Here is a 7,864-nt window from a genome sequence, read left to right on the forward strand (position 1 = left end):
CCTCCGCACGCCATCCCATTGCATTCTATACAACGCCAACTGGTGCGCAGTATGCTTTTTAGACCAATTGGAACCTTTCGCGCCGTTCCCATTGCACGTTTTGCAATGAGAGGTTACTTTCAACGTTACTACGGCGCCCCTCATTGCACGTTCTGCAACGGGAGATACACCCTGCCCAGCGTTGCGCCTGCCACGGTGCTCCCCATTACAGTTCATGCAGGCGTTTCCCCGTTGATTCACGCCTTCGCCTTGCGCGGCCACAAGCTGAAACTAAAGCTATAGAGAAAATCAATACCGACGATATAAGACCAAAATTGTATCGTATCCCGCAAGCTATTCGTCCGACTCTCGTCGCCCACAAACCAAATCATGCCAACCAACACGAGACACCCAATCGCCCATGCGAGCAAATGCAGCACCCACATGCGCCGTTCATAAGCTGCATGCTCTGCGCCATGCTTGGGCTTGGGACTCGGCTTCGCCCCCCCTGCAAACCGGTGCGCGAACCGTGCATCCGCCCAGCAGATCATTCTGTGTCCGTAGGCAACGGATACGCCAATATAAATTGCAGATAATCCGTGGATAGCCGTTGCAGTCGCCCCGTTGCGAAGGTCCATGACCGTGGCAATGATCAAAATCAGGTCGACAATCGGCGTGCCTATAAGAAGCACTGCGCCGAGCGTCTTCAGCCGTAGCAAGTAACGGCACGCGAGCCCCGCGAGAACAAGCGCCCAGAAACCAATTTCGCATCCGATGATAAAAGCGGTGATCATGTGTACACTCCTTTATTAAACGATATGAAACTACCACCGGCTCATGCCCGTCATTCGCCACACATTCGTTTCCTTCTCTGCCTGGTAGGACCACCTTTCGTTCACGGTACGTGTTTTTCCATCTTTTTTTGTAACGGAAGTCGATTCCGCCACGAAAATTTTAATGACCTTTTCAGACACGTAGTCCACATGATCAATCACATAAGTACGCCCAAACTGCTCCTTGGTTCCCGCAGCATACATGGACTTGGCGAACTGCCGCTGCTGTTTATCGATAACGCTTCCCGGCTTTAGGATATCGGTGAGACCCTCTAAATAATTATTATTCACAGCCCCTTCCAGCCGCCAGTAATAACGCTGCATCAGACCGTTTAAATAAACCTTTAAGTTCTTATCCAGCATCATCTTCTGGCTGTATAGAGAGCCAGTATATTGATGCGCTGCATTAAAGACATACCCTGTTCCCGGGTTAACAAGATAAGTCGCCGCGGGGGCGTTGTAATTAGGGACAACCTTCTCTGAATTCGGCGATTTCACAAGCGGGAGCAATCCAATCTCTGTATTGCCTCTATAATATTGACCCGTTTCTTTAAGCGTGTAACCGGAGGGAACTTTCTTAAGGATCCGCTGCTGGAGCAACTGGATGCACTGCTCTGTCTCAAGCGGCGGGTCATGTTTATTTTCATTTAAGCACCTATCACTCTAATTAAAATCATGCTTGTAGCCCCTGTTTTTTTGTGCTTTAATAGCTAAAAGATACAATATGTATCGGAGGTTAGGGAATGTCATCATATTCAGCAGATTCAAGAGTAGTAATTAGGAAGTTGCAAAGTGATATGCCTAAAGAACAATTGCAGTCAAATGCGTTAATTCACATTTTTGTCCCTGCATTCATTCTCTTCATGATGTTTCTGTCCCCGCTTGTCCTGAATAAGAATGTTTATTATGCGTTCGAAATTCTGATCGGGTTCGTCGTGCTATCGCAAAGCTACCGCACCTTATCGATTCGGACGGCAGGACTCATTCTGGCGATGATAACATCGTTCGCCGTATACACCCAGCTGAACATCGTCTATCACATCAACAAAATCTTAGTGTTAAACATGGCGACCGTAGCGATGTTTATCGGCGTGTTTGTTCTTAATTACATCTTGATCAAAGCATATCTCATGAAAAATAGCCTTAGCAGAAACGTGAATTTGCTCAAATTTGTCGGGATCCTCTTCAACATCATTTCTATCTACTGCCTATTCGAATATTTGATGAAATTCAATCCTGTGTTCAGCCAATTTTTTAACGCGGACTATCACAGGTATTACAGTATCAAGCGCGGGTATGAATTGTATCGTGTTTCCGGCCCCATGCAGCATCCTATCGTAATGGGCAACTTCCTGATCATTGGCGCGCTGCTTAACTATTATTTATTTAATCAACTTAGGAAAAACCTCTACGCATTGTTCATGCTCGTTAATGTTGCAGCGCTATTTTTGACTTTTTCACGCAGCAGTTACATCGCATTAGGCGCCGGAATCCTCACCTACCTCTTGTTCGCGACGCGCAACAAGGATAACAAAGAGAAGTCGAAAATTCCGATGCCGCGAGCAATTGCCATAACCTTTTCCATCCCTGTCATTTTACTGATCATGATGAGTGTCAACACGGGAGATGGCTCCTTGTGGAGCACGATCGTTGATCGATTTTCTAATGCAGAAGGTACAGCATCCGTAGAGCAAAGGTCCGGTGGCATACAATACGTACTTGATCTGATGTTCCATTCCAAGCCGCTTAATCTCCTGATCGGACACGGCTACGGCATGATATCTTGGAACATGCGCCAGGAAGGAACGTCCATCGTCCTGAATAATTTCTACATCATTGACAATCAATACTTCACATTTTTCTACGAGTTCGGAATCGTGGGGATGTTCATCCTCTTTGCGGGGATCGTTCACATTATTAAGCGGTCATTTAAACACTTGAATACAGGAAATGTCAACATCCTCAAATTCACAGCAGCCTCGTTTGTCGCAATTATGGTTAACATCATTTTTTACGAGGGTGCGTATTGGACCAGCATCGCCTTCTTGCTGTCGTTTATATTGGCCCTGAATACGTATGCCATTTCGAAGGAGGCTGCTGCCTAGCCCCATTGGTAAAATTCCTGAACAAACACTTTATGATCGATTTCAAAATAAAGCTGTTCCCAGTCAAACTCATACTTGTCGTCAATCTCGGTTACCATACGATAAACCGTTGCTTCCCTATCCCCTATAAACGCTTCTAACCATTCGATTAGCTTATTGCTTACGCGATTAGAGTCTTTATCGTATTCGGCTGGGATTTCGGGCGTTAGTTCCCCTTGATCATCGAAATAAGAGAACTTCACCTCGAAATTCTGGAGCCGATAGACGAAGAAAAACCAGTCCGCGCTTATTTTAAACAGCGATTCCTGCCAGTTCTCCAGCTTTGCTAGCGGGAGGTAGTTAATATCATCGTGATGGGCTAAGTGACTTGTTTTATTATAGTGGCGGACCGCTTCCTCAATAGGCAGATCGACCTCGCAGAATTGATATTGATGACCATAACAATTGCCGAAGTGCGAGTTGATATTGCTCAAGCCTTCTAGATATCCATTTATTTTGTTGAATATTTGGGTGTTCATATTTTGCGTTCCCCGGATAGTTGATTTAGCTATTTCAGCCTCCCTACAAACCCCGTCCCCGCCTCATATTCGCCCTCTTCCATCTGCGGGTCCACGGTCCATTCCTTCGCTATAAGCAGCACATCTTCCTCACTTGGCAAATGTGGTTCTTCTACGTCAAGCCCCGTAAAGATCATATGAAGGTAGCGTTCTTCTTGGCTAATCTCTCCTTGGTCGATAATCGCTTCGCCCAGGTATGCATTAGCACGAACAACTTTGCCATTCATCGACTTCGCCCAAGCATGATAATCCACTACCCGATGCGTTCCAAAATAATAAGCTTCTCCGAACTGCGAGCTTAGTTTGTCAATTACCGTCAACGGACTTGGCATCTCCACTCCGCTCAAATCCGGCATCAGCGCATTAACGACCAACGTCCACCCATGAACTGGCGGGGAAACAAAATAGCATCCTTCATGCGCCGCGTCGATACCCGTGCTCCAGTTCGCAAGCTCCAACTCCTGCAACTGCATGGCTTCGATCACCGCTTGCGTGTCGGTCGTTTTTATGGCAAGCCACTGGCATTTGTAGCCGAATGGAACGGGATAGTCTGGCGTCGCGTTAACAGGTGACTTGCTCCTTGCGGTTTTATCGATCTTGATCGGCTCCTGCTCATGGCTCGGCTCCGCCCGCCTTAGGAAGTAAGACAAAAGCAACGCTACAAGAATGACGCCAGCGACTATGTATTGCGTTTTCATCAGCTGCTTCTACACCCCTTCCCGTCTAATCGACCAATAGATTGCCTCTAAACCGCTCTGGGAAATCTTCGGCTGTTAATTGGATGCTTACATTGAAGCTACTGAGTATTTCAGCTAGTAATTCATTTACTTGATGCAAACTGATTGTCGTCGTAACTGAACCATACAAATTACTAAGAAATTTAAAAAACCTATGAAACTTATCAAACAATTTATCATTATCTTTTATTTTATTTCTGTTCGTCACATAGAATTGAATAAGCGGATGATTGGTATTGTAGTAAGCACGGGCAAAATAAATATTACTAACGACTTCAAATAGCAATTGGTTATTTATCGATATGCCCATTCCATAATGGATCGGATACTTTTCATGCGCCTCCTCAGTTTTGGTTATCATTAATAAATCGTTCAAATGTCCATATATCGAGAATGCGTAGTTCATTTCTTCGAAATACTGATAATAAAACCTGCATAACCCATCATTTTCGATAAACATAACAGGAATGCCCGTACGAATTGCAACTCGAATAGCACGTTTATTAAATTTGCTTGCTCCGCCTATAAAAATAAAACTAGGATGTTCGGTTATAAAGTCATTCAACAGCATGTATGCTTCACTCTTACCGATGTACGCCTTGATATAAAAATGATTGTAAGTAAAATCCTCGAGTCGTTTATTGGGAAATAGATACGGCTCAAGATAATAATCAACAAATTCTGAACAAACCTCATAGGATTCCTTATTATCAAATTGGTGAATGCTGCCGAAAAATTTGTGAAGCAAGTCTGATTCAAATTCAGCAATAATTGCATCCAGTTGATCATCGATAAACTCATTTCTGCCTATATTTATTTTTAGGTTTTGTTTAATGTTTATGCTGCATATCAATTGATCAAGTAGCTTGCTGGCCCGTCTCAAGTATTTATACTGGCGTTCTATTACTTTGACGCCTTTCTGGCAGATTAGAACCTTTCCTTCATAAGAACTCGATACCGTGTGAAGCGTACGAGTAAAATTAAACGGTTTATACCCAAGAGCGTTGTCACTGCGTTCAACAATGATGCCGCAAGTTCCCTCGAACCGTTCATTGTTTATGTGGCTTTCTAATAATAGCAAGTCCTTGATCTTATCCCTATTAATATAATCCACTTCATACATCAATTCCGCCTCAAGATCCAAGCTGAACGAATCCCTAGTCATAACCGTACTCGTATCCTCGCTGACCACCTTAATCGGTATATCAACAAACCGAAAACGATCCCTAACTTTCGTGACGAGCGTTTCTACGTTGATCTCACGCAATACCTCTTCCTTCAAATGCAACGTCAATGCCGTTCCTTCAGCAATGTTCAACTTGCCCTCGTCGTAGAAGTAAAAGTACGAATACAAGTTTTTATTGCCTTTAAAGCACAACCGCTGTCCTTCCCTCGTCTTCGTTTCAACCGAGAAGCTGTCGCATAACATGAAGTAAGAGAACACCCCGATACCGAACTGTCCGATGGAGTCGATCTCGAAATCCTTATAGTAAGACTTGCACAACTTCGAGAAATAGTTTTGCACGATATACTCGTCCATCCCTCGGCCGTTATCGATAATGACAATATCCTTATCCGTAAGCCTTACTTCGATCTCAGGCACATAAGTTGGTTCCTTCGCTTTTCTTAACTGACAGGCGTCTATCGCATTCTGGATCGCTTCTCGAATCGCATCATACTTGTCCTCGTAGATGTTTTTGCCCATGAAGGTTTCCGCGATTCCGTTATAGTCGATCGAAAACCCCCATTTTTGGCTAAATGGCGTGTCGATCTTCTCCTCGATAAAATGAATGCTGAATTTGTATTGGGGCTTATACTTTCGCACCTTCGCGATCAACTGCTCCAACTGATGCTTTGTTTCTTGAATATGGCGGTTCAGCGAGATATAAATCAACTGATTATCGCAGTTCCCCTCGAATACAATCCGATCCTCATCCACAATCCTGCTGCTGATTCCGTACGTCATTTCCTCCCATAGCTTCTTGCTCTCCTTATGCTCCTCCATCCCCTGATAATGCTGCAATAGATAATTCGCATTCAGGTTTGCCACATCCAGCCTGTCCGCTATGCTCAATAGTGTATGCAGGTACGGGATACAGACCTTGGTTCTGCCGCCAGCAGGCGCGTAGTCGAAATAGTCGAATGCGTATACATCGCAGTCTTTCTTTTCTCCCGCAACGAGTGCAATTGCTTCCTTCCATGAACGGTCAAGCTTTAGCGCTTCCCAATGGTCGGAAATAAAATCATAGGTGAAGAAGGCATGATGCTCTCTAGCGTATTCCTCTACTGTCTTATTCGCATGATTTTGTCCGCTATCTTCGTACGCCTTGAACCGTTGTTCGATATCCTCATTGGTTCTGCATACGCCGATATCATGAAGATAAGCAGCGGAGGCCAGTACGTACAATTCTGCCTCGTTCAAAGCATCGAGCACGCCCTGGTCCAGCACCTTATCGCCTAACAGCTCGGATACGCTCACAGAATGCTCCTTGTTATGGAACGAATAGAGGATGAAGTTTGCGCTGTACGCATTAAATAATCGATCCGCCTCTTGTTTCGTTTCTTGCAGCTTATGAAACAAAGCTTCATTCTTCTCTTTGAGCCGTCTTTCCAGCAGCCCCGCATCGTAAAACTTCAGTGCCGCTTTTTCTCTCTCAACGAGCAGCTCTTTGAAGCTTTTCTCATCCAGCACAGCCTTTAATTCAAAAAACATCGATTTGATCTGGGAGTTGCTTTCAATCAAAGGATTCAGCGTATCCGGATATATTGTTTCGAATGACATCTTATCCAATGTATCGAATACGCTGCTTTTTACATCGTCCCAAACAATGGTCGCCAGGCCTTTGTTTTTCGCAATTACTTCAACCGCCCATCCCTGAATAACATTCTTGTCATAAGACTGATTCGTCAGGGAAGTCATCAATTTCAATGCATTTTCACTAAAACCATAGGACACGGCTACTTTATACGAAAAATCGTTCACATCCGGGAGCAGCGCCGGATCGAGCAAAGCGTGAAGCACAAACTTCACGATTTCCTTGCCGATCTCGGAGACATCAATATTCGTTTTATATCGTTTGCATTGAATGAGCCCGACCGTCTTGCCTGCGCGCAGCAATAAACAATCCCTGCCTCTTTCGCCGACGCCCTGCATTAACTGAATTTCATCATATGCATCAGTCCGCTGATTCTGGATTTCAGCATGATAGAGACAGAAGACGAGTCGTTCAAAATCCCTTGGTTGCAATTCGCATAAGGGGTAACCGATTTGATGCTCAAAGGCTAATGGCTTATTTAAACAATTGTTATTTTCATCATGTATTTCAGCTTCACTGCATGCACGTTCATACATCGTTTTCACCCATTCTTCTAGTATGAAATATCCATATTATTAATATATCTCCTGAAAGTCGGTATGAACAGGACATCTGCTGCTAGCCCCTATTCGCACTGCCGCGTTCTGGCCGACCGGATAGCGAAGGTTTTTATTCTCTATTCGCACTTCGGCGCGCTAGCCAACCGGATAGCGAAGGTTTCTCTTCCCTATTCGCACTTCAGCACGCTGGCTGACCGGATAGCGAAGGTTTTTATTCCCTATTCGCACTTCGGCGCGCTAGCCAACGGGATAGCGAAGGTTTCTCTTCCCTATTCGC

The 7,864-nt window shown here is 44.7% G+C and carries 7 protein-coding genes; 2 read left to right on the top strand and 5 right to left on the bottom strand.

Going from position 1 to position 7,864, the window contains the following annotated elements; genetic code table 11:
* Nucleotides 1-236: 236 nt before the first annotated feature.
* Together PAECUDRAFT_RS23820 and PAECUDRAFT_RS23825 are read right to left on the bottom strand one after the other, a co-directional pair.
* On the bottom strand, nucleotides 237-773 hold the full coding sequence (locus PAECUDRAFT_RS23820; RefSeq protein WP_006040734.1) for a hypothetical protein: 537 nt from the start codon (nucleotides 771-773) through the stop codon (nucleotides 237-239).
* 30 nt (nucleotides 774-803) lie between these two features.
* The gene (locus tag PAECUDRAFT_RS23825; RefSeq protein WP_006040735.1) at nucleotides 804-1,412 is read right to left on the bottom strand and encodes a TcaA NTF2-like domain-containing protein; all 609 of its coding nucleotides are present in this window, start codon (nucleotides 1,410-1,412) and stop codon (nucleotides 804-806) included.
* 197 nt (nucleotides 1,413-1,609) lie between these two features.
* Between PAECUDRAFT_RS23825 and PAECUDRAFT_RS23830 the strand changes: the two genes are divergently transcribed.
* The gene (locus PAECUDRAFT_RS23830) at nucleotides 1,610-2,917 is read left to right on the top strand and encodes an O-antigen ligase family protein (RefSeq protein ID WP_040714182.1); all 1,308 of its coding nucleotides are present in this window, start codon (nucleotides 1,610-1,612) and stop codon (nucleotides 2,915-2,917) included.
* On the opposite strand, the gene PAECUDRAFT_RS23835 is transcribed toward PAECUDRAFT_RS23830, so the two are convergent.
* The 3 genes from PAECUDRAFT_RS23835 to PAECUDRAFT_RS23845 are packed head-to-tail and all read right to left on the bottom strand — an operon-like array spanning nucleotide 2,914 to nucleotide 7,563.
* The gene (locus tag PAECUDRAFT_RS23835) at nucleotides 2,914-3,435 is read right to left on the bottom strand and encodes a hypothetical protein (protein WP_006040737.1); all 522 of its coding nucleotides are present in this window, start codon (nucleotides 3,433-3,435) and stop codon (nucleotides 2,914-2,916) included. The genes PAECUDRAFT_RS23830 and PAECUDRAFT_RS23835 overlap by 4 nt on opposite strands.
* A 29-nt stretch (nucleotides 3,436-3,464) precedes the next feature.
* Entirely contained in the window at nucleotides 3,465-4,172 is a 708-nt protein-coding gene (locus PAECUDRAFT_RS23840) for a hypothetical protein (RefSeq protein ID WP_006040738.1), read from the bottom strand.
* 25 nt (nucleotides 4,173-4,197) lie between these two features.
* The gene (locus PAECUDRAFT_RS23845; RefSeq protein WP_006040739.1) at nucleotides 4,198-7,563 is read right to left on the bottom strand and encodes an HD domain-containing protein; all 3,366 of its coding nucleotides are present in this window, start codon (nucleotides 7,561-7,563) and stop codon (nucleotides 4,198-4,200) included.
* A 63-nt stretch (nucleotides 7,564-7,626) separates the two neighbouring features.
* Here PAECUDRAFT_RS23845 and PAECUDRAFT_RS26535 point away from each other — a divergent pair.
* On the top strand, nucleotides 7,627-7,864 hold a 238-nt coding region (locus PAECUDRAFT_RS26535), incomplete at its 3' end, for a hypothetical protein (RefSeq protein ID WP_233516813.1).

Origin of the sequence: Paenibacillus curdlanolyticus YK9 (assembly GCF_000179615.1) — a bacterium.
GTDB lineage: Bacteria > Bacillota > Bacilli > Paenibacillales > Paenibacillaceae > Paenibacillus_T > Paenibacillus_T curdlanolyticus.

Excerpts from the sequence above, each read along its gene's own strand:
- PAECUDRAFT_RS23845 (WP_006040739.1), bottom strand. The coding sequence starts at position 7,563 with ATGTATGAACGTGCATGCAGTGAAGCTGAAATACATGATGAAAATAAC.
- PAECUDRAFT_RS23830 (WP_040714182.1), top strand. The coding sequence starts at position 1,610 with ATGCCTAAAGAACAATTGCAGTCAAATGCGTTAATTCACATTTTTGTC.
- PAECUDRAFT_RS23840 (WP_006040738.1), bottom strand. The coding sequence starts at position 4,172 with ATGAAAACGCAATACATAGTCGCTGGCGTCATTCTTGTAGCGTTGCTT.
- PAECUDRAFT_RS23835 (WP_006040737.1), bottom strand. The coding sequence starts at position 3,435 with ATGAACACCCAAATATTCAACAAAATAAATGGATATCTAGAAGGCTTG.
- PAECUDRAFT_RS23820 (WP_006040734.1), bottom strand. The coding sequence starts at position 773 with ATGATCACCGCTTTTATCATCGGATGCGAAATTGGTTTCTGGGCGCTT.